This window comes from Gilliamella sp. wkB292, assembly GCF_001690235.1.
GTDB classification, from domain to species: Bacteria; Pseudomonadota; Gammaproteobacteria; order Enterobacterales; family Orbaceae; genus Gilliamella; species Gilliamella apicola_F.
Map to the genome: position 1 here is coordinate 40,839 of NZ_LZGO01000024.1, position 21,789 is coordinate 62,627.

The following is a 21,789-nucleotide window of genomic DNA, read 5'->3' on the forward strand; positions in this document are numbered from 1 at the left end:
GTTAGACATCAAGTTGGACTTGGTCACCTTTTTCTTGTAACCATTCACGGCGATCTTCTGAGCGTTTTTTCGCAAGTAGCATATCCATTAATGCCATTGTTTCTTCGGAATTATCTAATGATAACTGAACTAAACGGCGAGTATTCGGATCCATCGTTGTTTCACGTAGTTGCAGTGGATTCATTTCACCTAAACCTTTAAAACGTTGGACATTTGGTTTGCCTTTTTTACGTTTTAACTGATCTAAAATCCCTTCTTTTTCTTCTTCATCTAGGGCATAGTGAACTTCTTTACCAAGATCGATACGATAGAGTGGCGGCATGGCAACAAAGACATGCCCATGTTCTACCATGGCTTTAAAATGGCGAACAAAAAGCGCACAAAGCAGCGTAGCTATATGTAATCCATCGGAATCGGCATCAGCTAAAATACAGATTTTACCATATCGTAATTGACTCAAATCATCACTGTCGGGATCAATACCAATAGCGACCGAAATGTCATGGATTTCTTGTGAACCTAAGACCTCGTCTGATGAGACTTCCCAAGTATTTAAGATTTTACCTTTTAACGGCATAATCGCTTGATATTCACGGTCTCGAGCCTGTTTTGCTGAACCTCCCGCAGAATCCCCTTCCACTAAAAAGAGTTCGGTTCGGCTTAAATCCTGTGAAGAACAATCGGCCAATTTACCCGGTAAAGCAGGACCGCTTGTGAGCTTTTTACGAATAACTTTTTTTGATGCTCGTAGGCGTTTTTGCGCACTTGAAATGACCATTTCAGCCAGTAATTCAGCGACTTGTACATGTTGATTTAACCAAAGGCTAAAGGCATCTTTAACAATTGCCGAAACGAATGCAGCGCTTTGTCTTGATGAAAGGCGTTCTTTGGTTTGGCCGGCAAACTGAGGTTCTTGCATTTTTACCGACAGTACATAAGCGCAGCGTTCCCAAATATCATCGGCAGTGAGTTTTAAACCTCGTGGTAATAGGTTACGAAATTCACAAAATTCACGCATTGCATCGAGCAGACCTTGGCGTAGACCATTTACGTGAGTACCGCCTTGAACCGTTGGAATTAAGTTAACGTAACTTTCAGTTAACAGTTCACCGCCTTCAGGCATCCAAAGTAGCGCCCATTCAACTGCTTCAGTTTCACCATTATGGCTACCAGTAAAGGGCTCTTCTGGTAAAAGCGTGTAACCACTCACTGATTCCATTAGGTAATCTTTTAAACCGTCTTGATAGCACCAGCGTTGCTCGGTATTGTTGATCTTATCTTTAAAAATGATTTCAAGACCGGGGCAAAGTACAGCTTTGGCCTTCAATAGGTGCGTTAAACGTGGTACAGAAAACCTTGGTGAGTCGAAATATTTTTCGTCAGGCCAAAAATGAACCTTGGTCCCTGTATTACGACGACCACATGTACCAATAACATGTAAATCCTCGACTTTATCACCATTTTCAAACGCGATTTGATACACTTGCCCATCACGGTTAACGGTGACTTCTACACGCTTTGATAAAGCGTTAACTACCGAGATACCTACCCCATGTAAACCACCAGAAAATTGGTAATTTTTATTAGAGAATTTACCCCCTGCATGTAAACGGCACAGTAATAGTTCAATCGCTGGAACGCCTTCTTCAGGGTGAATATCAACCGGCATTCCGCGACCATCATCAATCACTTCTAATGAGTTATCTTCATAAAGTGTGACTTTAACTTGTTTGGCATGTCCCGCTATTGCTTCATCAACACTGTTATCAATGACCTCTTGCCCTAAATGGTTTGGACGGGTAGTATCCGTGTACATCCCTGGTCGGTGACGGACAGGATCAAGTCCTTTTAGGACTTCAATATCAACGGCATTATATGTGGATTGTGACATAATTTTTCTATTCATCCGGATAAATGGGGGTATTATACCAATCTTTCATTAAGATGTATGAAATTAAATTTATGCTTATTTGAAAATACGTTTTTTAAAGCTGCGTTATTTGATAATGATTTTTATTATATTAATTTATTTGAAGTTAATTTGTTTTTTTCCTATTTCTCAGTTTTTTTATTACACTTTTAGTATTATGATAGATAAATCCCACACAAAAATTAAGGGAATAAGATGAGCAAGTCAGAAAATAAAATTACTCGACGCGACTTTTTGCAAAAATCGCTCGCTGTCGGGAGCGTTGCTGCACTCGCAAATAATTTTCAATTACCATTTGCCTATGCCGAGCCTAATCCAACAACTGAAAATAGTTTAGCACCAAATCCTACTAATGATGAGAAGATTTTTTATAGTGCTTGTTTAGTTAATTGTGGTAGTCGATGTCCATTAAAAGTACATGTAAAAAATGACATTATTACTAAAATTTCATCGGAAGACGGTATTAACGAACCAGCCTTTGGATTGCATCAAATCCGTCCTTGCCTGCGAGGTCGAGCTGTTCGTTGGCGAACTTATGATCCTGAGCGTTTAAAATATCCCATGCTCCGTATCGGTAAACGAGGTGAAGGTAAATTTAAACGCATTTCATGGGACCAAGCCATTAATCTTCTTGCAGATAAACTTAAATATACCATCAACCAATATGGTAATGAGGCTATCTATTATCAATATGGCACAGGCACGACGGGTGCCAATCTTTCTGGGCGTAATGTCTGTAAGCGATTTTTAAGCAGTATTGGCGGCTTTCTTAATTATCATGGTGATTACTCAAGTGGGCAGATAACCGCCATTCAACCTTATATTTATGGTAATGCTAAAGATTCATTATTGGATCAAATAAAGCATTCTGATTTAGTTGTGATGTTTGGTCATAATGTTGCCGAAACGCGAATGTCGGGCGGTGGGCAAGTTACAGAGCTGTTTAATGCATTAGCACAAAGCAACGCTCGAGTAATTATTATCGATCCTAGGCGTAGTGAAAGTGTGGTTGGTTATAATGCCGAGTGGATACCAATTATTCCCGGTACCGATGCTGCATTAGTTGCCGCAATTGGCTATGCTTTACTGGAAGAAGATAAAATTGATGAGGCAATGCTTAATCGATATTGTGTGGGGTGGAATGCTGACACTTTGCCTGATTCTGCGCCGCCTTTTAGTGATTATAAATCGTATATTTTAGGTTTGGGGGATGATAGAACGGCTAAAACCCCTGAATGGGCAGCGAAAAAGACCGGTATTCCTGCTGCAAAAATTCGGCAACTTGCACTTGATATTGTCAATGCTAAAGCAGCTTGGATCTCTCAAGGTTGGGGGGCTCAACGCTGGCAAAATGGTGAGCATACGGCTCGTGCAATTATGTTATTACCAATTATTACAGGTCAATTTGGTAAACGTGGTACTAATATTGGAACATGGGGAGGGAGTGTGACTTATCCTGTTCCAGGTTTAAACCTTTTAAATCCGATTAAAACCAGTATTCCTTTCTTTTTATGGACGAAAGCTATTGCAGATCCAAATAGCATGACTGCTAAAAACTCTTATATACTGGGTAAAGATAAACTCGATGTGGGTATCAAATTCTTATGGAGTTATGCCAGTAATGTAATTGGCAATCAGCATGCTGATCTCAATCAAACCCATCAAATTTTACAAGATGAATCAAAATGTGAATTTATTTTAGTGTGGGATACCCATATGACTGCATCGGCACGATATGCTGATTTATTGCTACCTGATGTATCATCGGTTGAAAGCAATGATCTTATCAATAATTCTTATGCAACGGGTGCTTATCACTATTTTATTCGAATGCAGCGCGCTATTAAGCCATTATGGGAAAATCGCCCTGCATATGAGGTTTTGACTGAATTGGCTGAAAAAATGGGCGTTAAAGATAAATTTACGCAAGGGCGAACTCAAGATGAGTGGATAGCTTATAGCTATGAAAGAATGCGCAAGCAAAATCCCGATTTACCCCCTTTTGCTGACACTGATGGGATGGGTGTGATTGACCGTAAATTAGCTGATAGTGATGCACAAATCGCGTTAAAAGATTTTCGAGATGATCCGATTAATCAGCCATTAAATACGCCGTCCGGTAAAATAGAAATCTATTCTGAAGCATTAGCTAAGATAGCCGGTCAGTGGGAGTTTGATGAGCAGGATATGCTTTACCCAATTCCAGCTTATCTACCCGCTATTGAGGGGAGTGAAGATATAGCTATGCGGCAAAAATATCCGTTACAAATGATAGGATTTCATATTAAAGGTCATTGTCACTCAAGTTATAGTAATTTACCTCAATTACGTGAAGCTGTAGCAAGCAGTATATGGATCAATCCACTAGATGCAGAGCAACGTCAAATTAAGCATGGTCAACTTGTTGAAGTTTTTAATGACCGAGGACGACTTTATATTCCCGTTAAAGTTACACCAAGAATATTACCTGGCGTGATTGCTATTCCGCAAGGATTATGGGCTAAAACTAATGCGGCCGGCATTGATATTGGTGGTTGTGTGAATCGCTTAACTTCTATGCGGCCTTCAGTTCTGGCTAAATCGAATCCACAGCACACCAATTTGGTTGAGATTAAACCATTGTCGGTGATGTCATTGACATCATAGGTAATAGGGGGATGAGCAAAATGCAATTTGGATTTTATATTAACTCTGCCAAGTGTACTGGTTGTAAAACTTGCCAATTAAGTTGTAAAGATGAAAAGGATAATGCGCTCGGTGTTCATTATCGCCGCGTATATGAATATGGCGGTGGTTCATGGCAGCAAGTTGATGGTATTTGGCAAAATGATACTTTTACCTATTATTTATCCATTTCATGTAATCATTGTGAGCAACCAACTTGCGTGCAAGGTTGCCCAACCGGTGCGATGCATAAACGCAAGGAAGATGGTTTAGTTGTGGTTAATCAAGATGTGTGCATAGGGTGCCGCTATTGTGAAATGCGCTGTCCATATGGTGCACCTCAGTATGATCACCAAAAACGGGTGATGTCAAAATGCGATGGTTGTTATGAACGTGTGGCCGAGGGGCTAAAACCAGTATGTGTAGAGTCTTGTCCACAACGTGCATTAGATTTTGACCAAATCGATAAATTACGTGAGCGCTATGGTGAAGAACGTAATATTGCGCCATTACCTGATGCTCAGTTAACAAAACCTAATATCGTGATTAAACCACATCCCCAAGCTAAAGCTTCGGGTGATACTTTGGGTAAAATACTCAATCCAGAGGAGGTGTAATATGCATGAATTACCTCTAGTGTTTTTTACGGTGTTTGGGCAACTATCCGCTGGTATGGTGTTTTTGAGTAGCTTATATTATCTGGTTAATCATACAAAAGATAAATTATCTATTATTCAAAAAATTAATGTTATCAGCCTGATTTTTATGGCGATAGGCATGATCATTGCTTCTTTCCATTTAGGGCATCCTTTACGCGCATTAAATGTGATTTTTGGTATTGGTCGCTCGCCGATGAGTAACGAAATTTTTACCTTTGGTGTATTATTTGGTGTCACCTTTGCTTCAGTAGTATTAAATTATTTTTCGTGTTGTCCAACTAATGATAAGTTCAAATTCTTTAGAGTTATTTGTTCGAAGATAAATAAGATTCCTTATGTAAATGGTCTACTATCAGCCGTTCTAATTTTATTAAGCATAGTGTTTGTTTGGACCATTGTTTTAACCTATATGTTACCAACAGTCAAAACATGGGATACGTATTACACTGCCTTGCAAATGTATACCGCTATGTTTGCTTTAGGTGGGATTGCAAGCGCTATGTTGGGTTTGAAACGGTTGGGCAGTGTTGTTTTTTTTATTGGCGGATTGTTAATCCTATTGTTAAAAATACCTTATGCTAATTTAATGGCAACTATTACGCCAGAACTCACCGCTCAGCAAAGTGGTTGGATGATTGGTGAATGTGCTTTAATCTTAGTTGCCTTGTTGTTAGTGATTATCAATATTTGGCGAGCAAATTATTCGATGGTCTTGTCGATTTTCGCTTTTGCTTGTGTTTTTGTTGCTGAAATTTGTGGGCGCATTGTATTTTATAATTTATGGATAATTCCATTATAATAAGTAACAAACAGTTTTACTCATCAAGATGAAAAAATCGTCTAATGATAATTAAGGGATAGAATAACTTGGATAAGTTAGCATGCGCAACGGTGGCAAAAGTGTTAGGTGCTTTTTTTTATTATTCGCCAAATAGCCAGATTGTACAGCCACTGATTAATCCTTTATTACATATTGATAAACTTATTGATTGGCAAAATCCATCATTAATTAGTCAGCAGTGCCAAACATTAATGACAGAGATAAGTAATACAGATCTTGATTATCAATTTTCTTTGTTATTTGAAGGGCAGGGTGATATGCCTGCACCCCCTTGGGGATCCGTTTATTTAGATCAAGAACAGTTATTAATGGGCGAATCACAAGAGCGTTATCGTCAGTTTTTACAGCAACACGGGATAACCCTTAATACCGGTATGAATGAGCCGGAAGATCAGTTTGGATTAATGTTAATGGCATTTGCTATGTTGTTAGATAAAAATCAACCACAAGCCGCATGGCAATTGATTAATCAACATCTAATAATTTGGTCATCTAACTATTTAGCCAAATTAAAAAATAATGGCATTAGCCAATTTTATCAAGCATTGGCAGTCATTGTTGAACAATATTTACAAATGATTTCAATCTGAGCTGTGTCGTGTTGTTTACTCATTATGACAACTTGCTTTTAAATCTTAATGTTACTGACCGATACGCAAGTTGTTGTACATTGCAGCTTTTAAGGGAAACGGTATAATCCTGCTATTACTTTTTAGATAAACACCAAATTATGTTAGCTTATTTACAACTGATGCGGTTAGACCGACCAATTGGTACCTTATTATTACTATGGCCCACACTTTGGGCAATTTGGCTGACTGGGCAGCCTTATACTTATGTCTCGGTGATATTTGTTTTAGGTGTAATTGTTATGCGGGCGGCTGGCTGTGTGGTAAATGATTATGCCGATCGTCACTTTGATACCCATGTCGAACGAACCCAAAATCGCCCATTGGCACGCGGTGCATTAACTGCCAAAAATGCTTTATGGACACTAGTATTACTTTTAGGGATAGCGCTTGGTTTATTGTTAACTTTAAACAAATTGACTTGGTTAATTGCCTGTTTTGCTTTATTAACCGCCATGATTTACCCTTTCATGAAGCGTTATACTCATCTTCCTCAAGTTATTTTGGGGTTAGCATTTAGTTGGAGCATTCCAATGGTGTACGCGGCAACCATCGAGCAATTTCCATTAACTTGCTGGTTACTTTGTTTAGCGAATATTAGCTGGACGGTCGCTTATGATACTGAGTATGCTATGGTCGATCGAAATGATGATATAAAAATTGGTATTAAATCAACGGCAATTCTATTTGGTTGTTATGACAAATTAATGATTGGTGCGTTACAAATGATCACCATACTCTGTTTATTTATTGTTGGGTTAATCAATCATTTATCGTTTATATACTATAGCGCGTTAGCATTAGCCTTGATGTTATTTATCTATCAACAAACATTAATCAAACAACGCCAACGCAGCAACTGTTTTAAAGCGTTTATGAATAATAATTCTGTGGGATTATTGGTTTTTGTCGGGATTTTTTGCAGTGAGTGGTTTGTTTGATTGATTTTCATCCATAAATATGGATATTTCCTTAAACTTCTTGTCGGTAATTGTCTCTATTTATCAATCAAATTTGTTTTTTTAATTTCTTAACTTCTTAAAAGAAGTTAAGGATTTTTTGTATGGTAAGATTTCGGGCATTAATGGTTTAGTGATTTTTTCTTTTTGGTGAAAATGTCCGAGTAAAGCGGGAATGGTGGAAATCCCGCTTTACAAACTACTCGTATCATCCATGATACTTGCCTCTTCGAGGCCATCATCGCGGAGCGATTTCCATAAAAAGTTGTCCCCGCCTTATGCTGGTCATTGCGTGACTGCCCTCGCTTCGTAAATTGTCACTTAACGAACCGGCGTATCCTACTTTCTGTGCGCTCTCGCCTCATTCAGCATTCTGCCGAATGTTCTATGTCAATTTCATTACTCGGCAGCATTCAGATGGGAAACTGGTATCTTGATTAATCTCTCGTTGAAATAAAGAAAGAATCTAATTTCCAGTCGAAAAGTTTAATGAAAGAGTGGCATTTTAGTATCGGATCTTAAAAATCGCAAAATTCTGCATCAATAAGCTAAGGCGTTTATTAAAGATAATATTCGCGCAATTACAAAGAGCCGACAATTGAGAGCGGTTAGTATGCCAAATAGGGAATTTGGCAAGACGCTGTTCTATCAGGAGCAAATCAGCGACGGTGCGTAAGACCGCACGAAGGTGGAGCGAAGTCGCAGACCGCTTTGTCCTTGTGCTGTGAGGAGGGTTAGGGGGATTTGACAAAAAATTCCCTAACTCAGATGTTTTCACCAAAAAGAAAAAATCACAAAACCATAAACGTTTGAAACCAACACCCAACTAAAAAACTCAATCCGTGGTTAAAAATTTTTAGGAAATGGATGCGTTTTTGTATACACCCAAAATCTCTAGATTTTACATTTTTACATCTACCACAAAATAAACATTTTTCATTTTTGTTCCGCTAATGTTGCTTGTACAATTCGTAGTGCATCAAATGTCTCTTTAACATCATGGACACGAATAATGTGTGCACCTTTCATTGCAGCAATGACAGCACAAGTTACACTACCTAGCATACGCTGTTGTGGTGGTACATTTAGTACTTGTCCAATCATGGATTTACGTGACATGCCTACCAATAAAGGGAGGTCAAAATGGTGGAATTTTTCTAATGTTGCTAAGAGTCGATAATTATGCGTCAAGGTTTTACCAAAACCAAAGCCCGGATCGAGGATAATTTTTTGTCGATCAATTCCTGCTTGTACGCAACGATCAATATGTTGAGCAAAAAAGTCATCCACTACTTGATAGATATCTTGTTCATAATGTGGCGCATTTTGCATAGTTTTTGGATCGCCTTGCATGTGCATAATACAAACGGGCAATCCTGTTTGGGACGCTGCTTCAATTGCGCCAGGTTCGGTTAATGCACGGATATCATTGATTAAGTGTGCACCTGCTTTTGCCGATTCTGTTATTACTTGTGGTTTTGAGGTATCAACCGAAATCCAAACATCAAAATAACGGGCAACTTTTTCAACTAAAGGAACCACTCTATCGAGTTCTTCTTCAACCGAGACTTCAGCCGCCCCTGGTCGAGTTGATTCTCCACCAATATCAATGAATGTGGCACCGGCTTGGATCATGTTATCGACACGACGCATTGCATCATCAAGATTGTTGTAATTGCCGCCATCAGAAAACGAATCTGGTGTCATATTTACAATCCCCATCACTTGTGGATAAGAGAGCTCCATTACTTGATTTTGAAAACGTATTTCCATGGTTATAGCCTTATTCTATTTTTATTGATAATGTTTTAGTGTGATATTGAAAACTCTTGAGCACAGTTGTTGCATGCATTTTATGCAGATTATGATTTTATTCTTGCCCTATTTATTAGATAGTTATTTTAATATTATCGATAAAAAACGCGCCGTAGCGCGTTATATTTTATTAAAGTCGATTAACTTTCTGATTGAGGTGGTGTATCGCTTCCTTCATTTGGGATTTGATTTGCTGCTTTTTCGTCACTTTCTGTCCAATCATCAGGCGCAGTGATAGGTCGACGAGCAATTAAATCTGCAACTTGTTTAGCACCAATAGTTTCGTACTTCATTAACGCATCTTTCATAGCGTGAAGTACATCCATATTTTCAGTCAGTATTTTACGTGCACGTTCAAAATTACGGTCGATAATTTTTTTGACTTCTTCATCAATGATACGTGCTGTTTCGTCTGAAATATCTTTAGGACGACCATAAGATGAGTTATCATCCATTTCATAAAATAACGGACCTAAGCGATCAGAAAAGCCCCACTGAGTAACCATCGCTCTGGCGTATTGCGTTGCGACTTTAATATCGTTAGATGCACCGGTTGATACTTTATCAACACCGTAAATAAGTTCTTCAGCAAGCCGACCACCATAAAGTGTTGCAATGTCACCTTCTAATTTTTCACGGCTTTCACTAACGCGATCGCCTTCAGGTAAAAAGAAAGTAACCCCTAATGCACGCCCACGTGGAATAATGGTGACTTTGTGAATCGGATCATGATCAGGCATTAAATAACCAATAATTGCATGACCAGCTTCGTGATAAGCAGTAGAAATAAGCTGTTCTTTAGTCATGGTTAATGAACGTCGTTCAGTACCCATGTTAATTTTATCTTTAGCTTCTTCAAACTCGTCCATGGTGACTAAGCGCTTATTACGACGCGCGGCAAATAGTGCGGCTTCGTTTACAAGGTTTGCTAGTTCAGCACCAGAATAACCAGGTGTACCACGTGCAAGAACGGATAAATTGACATCAGAACCAAGTGGAACTTTACGTACATGAACGGCTAAAATTTGTTCACGGCCTTTCATGTCCGGTAAACCAATTTGTACTTGGCGGTCAAAACGACCTGGGCGAAGTAATGCTGGATCTAAAATATCAACACGGTTGGTTGCCGCAATAATGATGATGCCACTATTCGCTTCGAAACCATCCATTTCAACAAGCATTTGGTTAAGGGTTTGTTCACGTTCGTCATGACCACCCATTGAACCTGCGCCACGTTTACGTCCAACAGCATCAATTTCGTCAATAAAAATGATACAAGGCGAATGTTTACGAGCTTGCTCGAATAGATCGCGGACACGAGATGCACCGACACCAACAAACATTTCGACAAAGTCAGAACCCGATATACTAAAGAAAGGTACATTGGCTTCACCCGCGATAGCTTTGGCAAGTAGCGTTTTACCGGTACCTGGTGGTCCAACCATTAAAATACCTTTTGGGATGCGTCCACCTAGTTTTTGATATTTGCCAGGATCGCGTAAAAAATCCACGACTTCGGTGACTTCTTGCTTCGCTTCTTCACTACCTGCAACATCGGTAAACTTAGTTTTGACTTGATCTGGAGTGAGCATTTTTGCTTTACTTTTGCCAACAGACATTGGCCCGCCTTTGCCTCCCCCCTGCATTTGGCGCATGATAAAAATCCAGAAGCCAATTAATAGGATAATTGGAAACCAAGAGATTAAAATATTAACTAATAAACTCGGTTTTTCATCAGGGCTACCATAAACAGCAACTTTGTTTAATACCAAATCATCCATTAATTTTTCATCAAAATAAGGGATGTAGGTGACATAACTGCCGTTACCTTTAGTGGTAGCAACAATTTCACGTCCGTTAATATGCACCTCTTGAAGTTTGCCACTCGTGATGTCAGAGTTGAATTGGGTATAATTGACTTGAGGACCACTATTGGATACTGAGCTGAATTGATTAAATACAGCAATCAATACTACCGCAATGACTCCCCAGATCAGCAAATTCTTTACCATGTCGTTCAAAAGAAAAACCTCTCATAAAAATTAACAGTTACGACTAAAATTAACTTAGCAATGGTACTACAAAATTATACAACTGGCTACTTCATACCCATTGCAACGATATAAACTTCTCGGGATCTTGCCCGTGAAGCTTCAGGTTTACGGATTTTGACTGTTTTAAACATTGAGCGTACCTGTTTTAGGTACTCTTCAAAACCTTCACCTTGGAATACTTTGACAATAAAATTACCATTAGGTGCAAGCACGTCGCGACACATATCAAGCGCGAGTTCAACTAAATACATAGCTCGAGGAATATCAACAGCGGGTTGACCACTCATATTGGGCGCCATATCTGACATCACAACTTGAACTTTTTGATCACCAACGCGTTCAAGTAGTGCTTTTAATACAGCTTCATCACGGAAATCACCTTGCAAAAAATCAACGCCGACAATTGGATCCATGGGTAATAAATCACATGCAATAATGCGACCTTTATTACCAATTAGAGATGCTACGTATTGTGACCAACCACCAGGCGCTGCACCTAAATCAACAACGGTTATTCCAGGTTTGAATAGTTTGTCACTTTTTTGAATTTCTTCTAATTTGAACCATGCCCGAGATCGTAATCCCTTTTTTTGGGCTTGTTGTACAAAGCGATCTTTGAAATGTTCATTAAGCCAGCGTGTTGAACTTGCCGAGCGTTTTTTATTACTCACCGCTAATAAATCCTTAGTGTAAGAAGGTTTCTTCAATTGATTACTCATATATATAAGGGTAGAATAGCAAAATTACAACTTAATGTGATAAAAAATTAATGAATTTATCAAATAAACAAAAACAGTATTTAAAAAGTGAATCTCATCATCTAAAACCTGTTGTGATGATTGGTGCTAATGGGTTTACTGAAGGTGTTCTTGCTGAAATTGAAAGCGCTTTAAATTTTCATGAATTAATTAAGATTAAAGTGTCAGCTGAAGATCGTGATAGTAAAAAATTAATTTGCGATGCAATTATCCGTGAAACCAAGGCACTAGCTGTACAGCAAGTAGGCTCTATTTTTACCATTTTTAGACCAAGTGATGAAAAGAAAATCACTTTACCAAAATAAAAACAGGGCAACAGCCCTGTTTTTTTGCAATTGAGTTTTTACTAAATATATTCAACTTTAACAATATCAAATTCTACATCACCGCCCGGTGTTTTAATTTGGACTGTGTCACCATCTTCTTTGCCAATTAAACCTCTGGCAATAGGTGAGTTGACCGAAATCAGATTTTGCCTATAGTCAGCTTCATCATCACCTACAATGCGATAAGTTGTCTCTTCGTCGGTATCAACATTGATTACTGTTACTGTGGCACCAAAAATTATACGTCCGGTGTTTTTCACTTTGGTAATATCAATAATTTGTGCTTGTGATAACTTGCCTTCAATTTCTTGAATACGTCCTTCACAAAAGCCTTGTTGTTCTCTGGCTGCATGGTATTCGGCGTTTTCTTTTAAATCCCCGTGCGCTCTTGCTTCGGCTATAGCTGCTGTAATTTGTGGTCGTTTAACATTTTTCAGCTCTTCCAATTCCGCGCGTAATAATTCGGCTCCCTTTACCGTCATTGGGATTTGTTTCATCTTTGCTCTCCCGTTTTACTGATAATAAATAAAAAATAACAAGCCCAACGCTTAATCAAAAGCGTGGCAGGTGGTGATTGTATTTGTATATGTTATTTTAAAAGACACCAATGTCTATCGCTATATATTAACTGTAAAACCGATCTGACCACAAATCATTTATATCGAAATCAGGTGCTATTTTGGCTAAAATCGGTTATCGTAATGTAATTATTAATATTTTAATTTAAACATTTAGTCTATTTATGTTATGCGACGATTAAGATTATCTATAATTATTGTCTTGTCTATCATTTGGTTTGTGTTGTTATTACCTTATTTTTTAATGCAGACTTCTTTTGGTGCAAATTTAATTGGGCAACAATTATCAAAATTAAGCCCCTATACTATTTCTATTGGTAAGGTAAGTCATTCGTTTTCAAATTTATACGAGCTATCTTTTGATGATGTTGTGATTAGTAATGAAAAGCAGCAATTGGTCAATGTGCAAAAATTAGTTGTTGGATTTGATAAAGATAATCTTTGGCAGTTAAATCATTTCAATTATATTACTGTTTTCGAAGGTGTGATTGATTATTCACAAACAGCTAAAGATTATAATTTTACAGCCAACACGTTAAAATTTGTGGATACCAACATCAATATTCCCCTCAATAATAACCAAGATAAATTATCACTAAACCAGTTAAATGGTGGCATTAAGTCATTTAATTCGCAAGGTGAGGGAGACTATCAGTTTGATTTGACGGCACAGCAAGTTATGTTGAATCAACAGGCAATGGATAAGGTACTTATTCAAGGCTTTCATCGAAATAATATTATTACTGTTACCAATTTAGGTGGTAATGTTGATAACGGTTTTTTTGTTAGTAAATTGAAAATAATGGCGGATAATAGCTGGGATATTGAACAGTTGAAGATTAATAAGATTCATTTTAAATCGATGGATGACCGCTATTCTGCAATACTGCCTAAGTTAGTTATTCGCCAATTAACTATGTTCGATAGTAGTATTCAACTTCCAGAATTAACTATTGATAAAGGGAATATTGATGCAACTAACCTACGCTATGATCAACAATGGATAGTAGATGATAGTGATGTTACTTTGAGTGCAGAGAGTGTAGTTTGGCATGATGAGGTATTTTCATCGGCATTGTTACAATTACAGTTTAAAAATAATCAAGTTGAAATTCAAAAAGCGATGGCAAATTGGAATGAAGGTAATCTTGATTTTACTGGTAGTTGGAGCGATAACGCCTTACATTTAGAAAAATTATTATTAGCTGGTGTTAATTACCAAGTACCGCCAAAATCAGAAGGATTCTTATTACCCGATCTATTTAGCCGAGTAGAAGTGGATCAATTAACCATTTTACCTGGTATGTTAATTGATAAAAATTCAGATTTTCCATTTGTTTTTATCAATTTTGAAATGTCAGGCTCTAATGTAGTCTTAGTTCAAGATAGAAAATTAGGTATTTATGCTGGAACCTTATTTTGTAAAGCTGAACTGGGCTCTATTAATGAAATTGATATTAAATATCCCGATCTTGTTGTTAAATTTGATGCTCAAGATCAAACTTTAGTCAGTTTTAGTTCGTTAGTGAGTGGCGGTATGGTTGAAGCAATAGCGACAATAGATCCAACGCAAACTGAATTTGTCTCGTTACATTTAACTGCCTATAATATCTCCAGTTTACTATTAAAAGAGTGGAAATTAATAGAAGAACCACCTAAATCCATTAATTATAGTGCAGATTTACACGGTAGTATTTCACCATTTAAATTATCTGGCACTTTATTGTCTAATGAAAACGAGTTTATTATTAATCCATAATATTGATTTAAGTAAAAACATCCTTATATACCCTGTAAAGATATTTGATATCTGACTAGTGTTTAGTATCAGATTGACTTGATGAAAAATGTATATGAGGATGTAATGAATCCAGTTAGATTAGATAAATGGTTGTGGGCTGCAAGGTTTTATAAAACTCGTTCATTAGCTCGAGAAATGGTTGACGGTGGTAAAGTTCATTATAATGGACAGCGCACTAAACCAAGTAAAATTATTGAAGTGGGTGCAATTTTAACTCTTCGACAAGGTTCTGATCAAAAGACCATCCAAGTATTAGCCATTACTGAACAGCGTAGATCTGCTACAGAGGCACAATTACTTTATCAAGAAACGCAAGAAAGTATTACTAAACGCGAAACAATAGCGCAAGCACGTAAACTTAACGCATTAACTATGCCACATCCGGATCGGAAACCGGATAAAAAAGAGCGACGTAACTTGATTAAATTTAAATATGATAGACAACTAGGCGAAAATAACTAATATGGATACTTTAAATCGATTTTTATTTGATAATCACGCTATTCGAGGTGAAATCACCCATCTTGAACAGACATACCAGGCAATTTTAGATAATCACACTTATCCGGTTGCTGTACAAAAAGTATTAGGTGAATTACTGGTGATAACCAGTTTGTTAACGGCTACACTAAAATTTGAGGGTGATATCGCAGTACAATTACAAGGCGATGGTCCTTTATCTTTAGCGGTTGTAAATGGTAATGATCAGCAACAACTTCGAGGAGTTGCGCGTGTAAAGTCTGATATTGCCAATAATGCAACACTTAAAGAAATGGTTGGTAATGGTTATATTGTTATTACAATTACCCCCAAAAATGGTGAGCGTTATCAAGGTATTGTTGGATTAGAAAGCGATACGCTTATTGGTTGTATTGAAAACTATTTCATGCAGTCTGAGCAGTTGCCAACACGTTTATTTGTCAAAACAGGCGTTTATAATAATAAACCTGTTGCTGCTGGTATTTTATTGCAGATATTGCCAGGAAATGAAAATACATCAGATTCTTTCGAGCATTTATGTACTTTAACTCAAACGATTACTAGTGATGAGTTATTTGAACTGTCCACTGAAGAAATTTTATATCGTTTATATAATCAAGAACAAGTTCGATTATTTGAGACACATAACGTGACATTTAAGTGTAGTTGTTCTCGTGAACGTTGTGAAGATAGCTTAATGACTTTGCCTGCCAATGAAATAGATCAGATGCTAAAAGAAGATGGTGGCAAAATTGATATTCACTGTGATTATTGTGGAAAACATTACGTATTTGATGCAATTGATATTGCACAAATCAGAGCTAAACAGCATACCAATTATCATTGATTTTTCTTTCTAAAAGGACCACTAAAATTTGTTAAAATTTTAGTGGTAAGGTGAAATATAGGGAAATTAAACCCAGTTCTAATTTACCAGACTCGTATAATTATGTCAGTCTCTTTTATCGGTTTTGACAGATATTTTTGTAAAGAATCTTTACAAAACTTTTTATGACAATAATACCTAAAAATATCTTATTAATTTTCTTTAATATCAATAATTTAGGTGGTTTACTTTTTACTTAATAAACTAAAAGTGTTTCTAGTATAGAATTTATAATAATAACGGCAGTAATGCGATTTATGTTTTGTTGTTTTTTTCTATATCAATATCTTCAACTATGGCATGTTTATCAGAAATTCTACACTTAATATTAAAGTGATAAAGTCTAAATCCATAATCCTGCTCTTTCAAACTTTTTTGTTTATATGCAGGCCTTGGATCTTGAGCAATAACTTGAGTAATTAATGTCGCTAAATTAGGGTATGTCAGTTGATATAATTTTAGTGATTGCTGTGCTTGTTTTGAAAATTCAACGGTTAAGGTTTTATCTGGCATCGCTTGAGCATAACCGGCAATTGCCTCAGGATAACTATCACAATAAGGTAAGTAGGGTTTGATATCGATAACCGGTGTTCCATCTACTAAATCAACACTACCTAATTTTAAAATGACTTGTTTGTTTTTTATAACGATATCTTTCAACGCTACTGCTGATAAACCAATATGGTTGGGTCTAAATGGAGAACGGGTTGCAAACACCCCTAACGTTTTATTTCCGCCTAAACGAGGTGGGCGCACTGTTAAACGCCATTTGTCTAATTCAATTTGATGAAATTGAAATAGAAGCCAAAGATGAGAAAACTGTTCTAATCCTTTAATTGCATCAGGGTTATTGTAAGGTGGTAACAAATGCAGTTCACCTTGACCTTCAGTCACTAAATTAGGTTGTCGAGGCACAGCAAATTTTTCACTATAAGGTGAATGGATAATGCCTATTGGGTTGATTATTTGTTTCATATTAATTGAGTTAATAGGTACAACTCATGAGTAAAATACATTTTATAATAGTTATTACGACATATTAAAAACATCCACCGACGTTAAGTCGGTGGAAAAACATCATAATATTTTAGCTATGATTTTACCAACCACGAATTGCGCCGCCATTAAATACTTGATTTGCTTTTTGGGCTACGGCATCTGTTTGGTAAGCTTTAACAAAGTTTTTGACATTGTCATTATCTTTATCTACTTCACGTGATACGATAATGTTTACATAAGGTGATTCTTTATCTTCAACAAAAATACCATCCTTGCTTGGTGTTAAATTAGCTTGTCCTGCAAAAGCGTTATTAATAATGGCAAGGTCAACTTGTGCGTCATCTAATGAACGCGGTAACATTGGTGCTTCAAGTTCAACAATTTTATAATTATATGGATTGCTGGTAATATCAAGTACTGTTGGTAGTAGTCCTTTTGATTTATCCACCGTAATCATGCCTTCGTGTTGTAATAATAATAATGCACGGCCTAAATTAGTTGGATCGTTAGGAATGGCTATCGTTGAGCTAGCTGGAATAAAGAAGGTTTCGTCACGTGGTGAGGTTACTTTCACACCGGCACCAGTTTCAGCTGATTTATCAATTGGTTTTAATTTATGTGAATAACTAGCAATTGGATAAACAAATGAGTTGCCGACTACTGCTAATTTATAACCACGTTCTTTCATTTGTTCATCTAAATAAGGTTTATGTTGGAATGCGTTAACATCAATTAAGCCATCATTTAGTGCTTGGTTTGGCGTGACATAGTCATTAAAAATAACCAATTCTACATCCAAGTTATAAAGATCTTTAGCTTGTTGTTTAGCAACTTCTGCAACTTCTTGTTCTGGACCTGAAATCACACCAACTTTAATCGTGTTAGTTTTTACAGGCTCTACCGGTTTATTTTCTTCTGTTTTTGATTGTTTATTATCACAACCCGTTAAAAAAAATGCACTCACCAAAGTAGTGATAAGTGCTAGCTTTTTAATAGACATAATTTTCTCCAAAATTAATGATGAGTAACACGTTTTACAATAGCATTGCCAATAAATTGAATAATAAATACGATAATAATTAATATTATCAAAACCGTATTCATTATAGCAGGCTTATAACCATTGTAACCATATTGTATTGCTAATTGACCAAGTCCCCCTGCACCAACAGCACCAGCCATAGCAATATAGCCAGTTAGGGTAATTAATGTAATTGTCATACTGTTAACAATGACAGGTAATGATTCGGGTAATAAAACTTTATAAATTATTTGTAATGGTGTTGCTCCCATTGAACGTGCTGCTTCGATTAATCCTTTTGGTACATCTAATAAGGCATTTTCGATCATTCGTGCAATTAGAGGAGATACACCAATACTCAGTGGTACCACTGCTGCTTGTTTACCAATAAAAGTTCCCATAAGAAATGTCGTGAAAGGAATAATCCAGACAATCAAAATAATAAATGGTATGGAACGAAATACATTAGTAATAAATGAAATAGCGTTATTTGCTAAGTAACAATCTAAAATTTGTCCTTTGCGTGTGGTATAAAGTAGTATGCCTATCGGTAAGCCAATAACTGTTCCCCAAAAACCTGACAAAATAACCATGTATAGGGTTTCATCGGTCGCTTGTGCCATTTTGAATAACATGGCTTCATTAAAGCCATTAAAAGAAGAGCAAAAAGTCACAAAGTTTGCCCAAAAATCGTGTTCAGCTAAAAATCGAAATAATGACTCAAAAGGTTTAAACGAAGGAAGAAAATTAAACATAACCTAGCACCTCTACTTTGGTGTTATTGTTCTCTAAAAATTGTATTGCTGATGCTGTGCTTTTTGGTTTGCCTTTCATTTCTGTCAACATTAATCCAAACTTAACACCGCCAGCATAATCCATTTGAGCACTGATAATGTTACTATCAATATCAAACTCTTTAGCAATTTGGGATAACAGTGGTAAATCAACTGAAACACCCGTAAATTCCAATCTTACTAATGGATTTAAACCTTCTTTATATTCAGGTGATAGCCTTGCTAAATAATCCTCAGGGATAGTTAAGTGTAAAGTCGATTGTATAAATTGCCTTGCAATATCAGTTTTGGCGTGTGAAAACATTTCGCCAACCGATGATTGTTCTACTAATTTACCATTACTGATAACGGCAACTTGATCACAAATTTGTTTTACCACATCCATTTCATGAGTGATTAATAAAATGGTTAAACCGAGTTTTTGGTTGATATCTTTTAATAAAGCTAAAATAGAGCGTGTTGTTTCTGGATCTAATGCGCTAGTCGCTTCATCACATAATAATACTTTAGGTTCACTGGCTAACGCTCTAGCAATAGCGACGCGTTGTTTTTGCCCACCAGATAAATTAGCTGGATAGACATCAGCCTTTTCACTTAAACCTACAAGTTCAATAAGCTCATTTACTTTTTGCTTGATTACCTTTTTAGGCGTTTTATTTAGTTCGAGTGGAAAAGCAATGTTATCGAATACAGTTCTAGATGATAACAAATTAAAATGCTGAAAAATCATGCTAATCTTTCGGCGTACTTCAATTAATTTTCGATTAGATAAATGGGTAATATCTTGGTTATCAAAAAGTATTTTGCCACTGGTTGGTTTTTCAAGTAGGTTTACGCATCGAATAAGTGTACTTTTTCCCGCTCCTGATTTGCCAATAACGCCATAGATTTTCCCTTTTGGAACATAAAGGGAAATGTCGTTTAAAGCATGAATCGGGGTCTTATTATGCTCAAATATTTTCGAAATATGCTGTAATTGTATCATAATATATATAGACAAAGAGTAGATAGCTGAATATTAAGACGTCTAGACATCTAAGTCAATCAATAATATGCTATATGCATTGGTGTAACGCCTAAGTAAAAGGAAAAAAGTAAACATGAAACCTGCTATTTTTATGGATCGAGATGGTACGATTAATGTCGATTATAATTATGTTCATACCATTGATAAATTTGATTTTATTGATGGAGTTATAGAGGCCATGCAAGAGCTCAAAAAAATGGGTTTTTTGTTGGTGATTACGACCAATCAATCAGGTATAGCTAGAAATATCTTTACGGAAGAACAGTTTAATACATTAACAGAATGGATGGATTGGTCATTACAAGATCGCGGAGTGGATTTGGATGGAATCTATTATTGTCCTCACGATCCATTGATTGATAAATGCGAATGTCGTAAGCCGAGTCCTGGTATGATACAAACGGCAGCCAAGGAATTAAATATCGATATTGCAAGTTCATATATGGTTGGGGACAGAGTCTCTGATTTATTGTCGGGTAAAAAGGCAGGCGTTAAAAAAACAGTTTTAGTCAAAACCGGTGATGCTATTACTGAAGAAGCATTAGCACAAGCTGATTGGGTAATTGACAGCTTGGCTGATTTACCAAGTAAAATAAGATCACAATTGTGATAGACGATGTAAATTCAGACAAAGCATTGAAACAATACTGTATTGTTATAACTATCAGTGATCACTTTAATTTTGAAACTCTGCATTAATAAATAAATGTTGGTTACATTTTGGTTATCCTGACTTAATCAGGAAAGAGATATTCAAATGACAAGATAAACAATATTAATACTAGAATCTATTATATGGTGTTATCACTGACTTTATTTTAGTTTTTGTTATCACATGAACGTCCTGTCGTATTTAAAATAGCTAAATTGGATGATGATAAGTTCGATTCAATTTTTACTCTTTTAATTTTAATTGTAATACTCAAAGCGATTTTAAATAAAAAATGTATAGAGATAGCTTGTTTTTGATACGTAATGTGTAAAAAAAACACAAACAGAAAAAAAGTGGCAATAAATACTTGCAGGAAAATTTAAAGTGCCTATAATGCGCATCCACTGACACGGCGTTAGTGAAAAACAAACGAAGAAGGTGTTAGAGAGCAAGATCAAAAATATTGAAAAAAGATCTTGACGAATAAAAAGGTGTAGCGTAGTATACGCAGCCCTTGAGACAGCAAACTAAAACAACAAAATGTTTAGTTAAATTTAAAGCTGTCAGCTCTTTAAAAAGAAGAAACAGACAATCTGTGTGGGCACTTGCGAGACGAAAGATTAAAAGTCTACGGACTCAAAAAATTAAGTCTTGATAAGTGACACTGAAGATTCATTTGAATATGTCAGAGACAGTTATTGAGCATCAAACTTTAAATTGAAGAGTTTGATCATGGCTCAGATTGAACGCTGGCGGCAGGCTTAACACATGCAAGTCGAACGGTAACATGAGTGCTTGCACTTGATGACGAGTGGCGGACGGGTGAGTAAAGTATGGGGATCTGCCGAATGGAGGGGGACAACAGTTGGAAACGACTGCTAATACCGCATAATGTTGAGAGACCAAAGCATGGGAC

General features: G+C 36.6%; 19 protein-coding genes and 1 rRNA gene. 11 read left to right on the forward strand and 9 right to left on the reverse strand.

The features are described from left to right. Position 1: 1 nt before the first annotated feature. Positions 2-1,891, reverse strand: coding sequence for a DNA topoisomerase IV subunit B (parE, locus tag A9G09_RS02140; protein WP_065633276.1), 1,890 nt, complete (start codon positions 1,889-1,891; stop codon positions 2-4). Between the two features lie 234 nt (positions 1,892-2,125). Here parE and A9G09_RS02145 point away from each other — a divergent pair, with 234 nt between their 5' ends. The 5 genes from A9G09_RS02145 (at position 2,126) to ubiA (ending at position 7,664) form a co-directional block, all read left to right on the forward strand. Continuing rightward, the gene (locus A9G09_RS02145) at positions 2,126-4,576 is read left to right on the forward strand and encodes a DMSO/selenate family reductase complex A subunit (RefSeq protein ID WP_065633277.1); all 2,451 of its coding nucleotides are present in this window, start codon (positions 2,126-2,128) and stop codon (positions 4,574-4,576) included. 11 nt (positions 4,577-4,587) lie between these two features. After that, positions 4,588-5,211 carry a DMSO/selenate family reductase complex B subunit gene (locus tag A9G09_RS02150; protein ID WP_081297446.1) on the forward strand — a complete coding sequence of 208 codons (624 nt, stop codon included), beginning with the start codon at positions 4,588-4,590 and terminating at the stop codon, positions 5,209-5,211. 1 nt (position 5,212) lies between these two features. Continuing rightward, positions 5,213-6,052 carry a DmsC/YnfH family molybdoenzyme membrane anchor subunit gene (locus tag A9G09_RS02155; RefSeq protein WP_065633278.1) on the forward strand — a complete coding sequence of 280 codons (840 nt, stop codon included), beginning with the start codon at positions 5,213-5,215 and terminating at the stop codon, positions 6,050-6,052. A 68-nt stretch (positions 6,053-6,120) separates the two neighbouring features. Next, positions 6,121-6,684 (forward strand): molecular chaperone TorD family protein, encoded by a 564-nt coding sequence (locus A9G09_RS02160; RefSeq protein ID WP_065633279.1) that lies wholly within the window; start codon positions 6,121-6,123, stop codon positions 6,682-6,684. A 140-nt stretch (positions 6,685-6,824) separates the two neighbouring features. Further along, a complete protein-coding gene (gene ubiA / locus A9G09_RS02165; protein WP_065633280.1) occupies positions 6,825-7,664 on the forward strand; it encodes a 4-hydroxybenzoate octaprenyltransferase in 840 nt (279 codons plus the stop codon). A gap of 954 nt (positions 7,665-8,618) precedes the next feature. Here ubiA and folP read toward each other — a convergent pair. The 3 genes from folP to rlmE form a co-directional block, all read right to left on the reverse strand. Next, positions 8,619-9,455, reverse strand: coding sequence for a dihydropteroate synthase (folP, locus tag A9G09_RS02170; RefSeq protein WP_065633281.1), 837 nt, complete (start codon positions 9,453-9,455; stop codon positions 8,619-8,621). A gap of 182 nt (positions 9,456-9,637) precedes the next feature. Continuing rightward, a complete protein-coding gene (gene ftsH, locus A9G09_RS02175) occupies positions 9,638-11,509 on the reverse strand; it encodes an ATP-dependent zinc metalloprotease FtsH (protein WP_218837068.1) in 1,872 nt (623 codons plus the stop codon). An 86-nt stretch (positions 11,510-11,595) separates the two neighbouring features. Continuing rightward, a complete protein-coding gene (gene rlmE, locus A9G09_RS02180; RefSeq protein WP_065633282.1) occupies positions 11,596-12,222 on the reverse strand; it encodes a 23S rRNA (uridine(2552)-2'-O)-methyltransferase RlmE in 627 nt (208 codons plus the stop codon). A gap of 98 nt (positions 12,223-12,320) precedes the next feature. On the opposite strand from rlmE, the gene yhbY reads away from it, so the two are divergent. Beyond that, positions 12,321-12,614 (forward strand): ribosome assembly RNA-binding protein YhbY, encoded by a 294-nt coding sequence (gene yhbY / locus A9G09_RS02185; protein ID WP_065633283.1) that lies wholly within the window; start codon positions 12,321-12,323, stop codon positions 12,612-12,614. Between the two features lie 41 nt (positions 12,615-12,655). Here the strand turns inward: yhbY and greA are convergent, their stop codons facing one another. Then, positions 12,656-13,132 carry a transcription elongation factor GreA gene (gene greA, locus A9G09_RS02190; protein WP_065559646.1) on the reverse strand — a complete coding sequence of 159 codons (477 nt, stop codon included), beginning with the start codon at positions 13,130-13,132 and terminating at the stop codon, positions 12,656-12,658. 283 nt (positions 13,133-13,415) lie between these two features. On the opposite strand from greA, the gene A9G09_RS02195 reads away from it, so the two are divergent. The 3 genes from A9G09_RS02195 to hslO all read left to right on the forward strand — a co-directional run bounded on the left by A9G09_RS02195 (position 13,416) and on the right by hslO (position 16,341). Further along, the gene (locus tag A9G09_RS02195) at positions 13,416-14,972 is read left to right on the forward strand and encodes a hypothetical protein (protein WP_141671508.1); all 1,557 of its coding nucleotides are present in this window, start codon (positions 13,416-13,418) and stop codon (positions 14,970-14,972) included. Between the two features lie 105 nt (positions 14,973-15,077). Continuing rightward, positions 15,078-15,476 (forward strand): ribosome-associated heat shock protein Hsp15, encoded by a 399-nt coding sequence (hslR, locus tag A9G09_RS02200; RefSeq protein WP_141671509.1) that lies wholly within the window; start codon positions 15,078-15,080, stop codon positions 15,474-15,476. Beyond that, complete coding sequence (hslO, locus tag A9G09_RS02205; RefSeq protein WP_065633286.1) at positions 15,469-16,341, forward strand: Hsp33 family molecular chaperone HslO; 873 nt, start codon at positions 15,469-15,471, stop codon at positions 16,339-16,341. The genes hslR and hslO overlap by 8 nt, the downstream gene beginning before the upstream one ends. A 294-nt stretch (positions 16,342-16,635) precedes the next feature. Here the strand turns inward: hslO and tsaA are convergent, their stop codons facing one another. The 4 genes from tsaA to metN all read right to left on the reverse strand — a co-directional run bounded on the left by tsaA (position 16,636) and on the right by metN (position 20,179). Further along, entirely contained in the window at positions 16,636-17,355 is a 720-nt protein-coding gene (gene tsaA, locus A9G09_RS02210) for a tRNA (N6-threonylcarbamoyladenosine(37)-N6)-methyltransferase TrmO (RefSeq protein WP_065633287.1), read from the reverse strand. A gap of 124 nt (positions 17,356-17,479) precedes the next feature. Then, complete coding sequence (locus tag A9G09_RS02215; RefSeq protein WP_065633288.1) at positions 17,480-18,379, reverse strand: MetQ/NlpA family lipoprotein; 900 nt, start codon at positions 18,377-18,379, stop codon at positions 17,480-17,482. Positions 18,380-18,393: 14 nt separating this feature from the next. Then, positions 18,394-19,035 carry a methionine ABC transporter permease gene (locus A9G09_RS02220; RefSeq protein WP_065633293.1) on the reverse strand — a complete coding sequence of 214 codons (642 nt, stop codon included), beginning with the start codon at positions 19,033-19,035 and terminating at the stop codon, positions 18,394-18,396. Between the two features lie 112 nt (positions 19,036-19,147). Next, on the reverse strand, positions 19,148-20,179 hold the full coding sequence (gene metN / locus A9G09_RS02225) for a methionine ABC transporter ATP-binding protein MetN (RefSeq protein WP_065633289.1): 1,032 nt from the start codon (positions 20,177-20,179) through the stop codon (positions 19,148-19,150). Positions 20,180-20,294: 115 nt separating this feature from the next. Here metN and gmhB point away from each other — a divergent pair, with 115 nt between their 5' ends. Beyond that, on the forward strand, positions 20,295-20,831 hold the full coding sequence (gene gmhB, locus A9G09_RS02230; RefSeq protein ID WP_065633290.1) for a D-glycero-beta-D-manno-heptose 1,7-bisphosphate 7-phosphatase: 537 nt from the start codon (positions 20,295-20,297) through the stop codon (positions 20,829-20,831). Between the two features lie 756 nt (positions 20,832-21,587). After that, positions 21,588-21,789: ribosomal RNA gene (locus tag A9G09_RS02235) — 16S ribosomal RNA — on the forward strand; the annotation flags it as partial.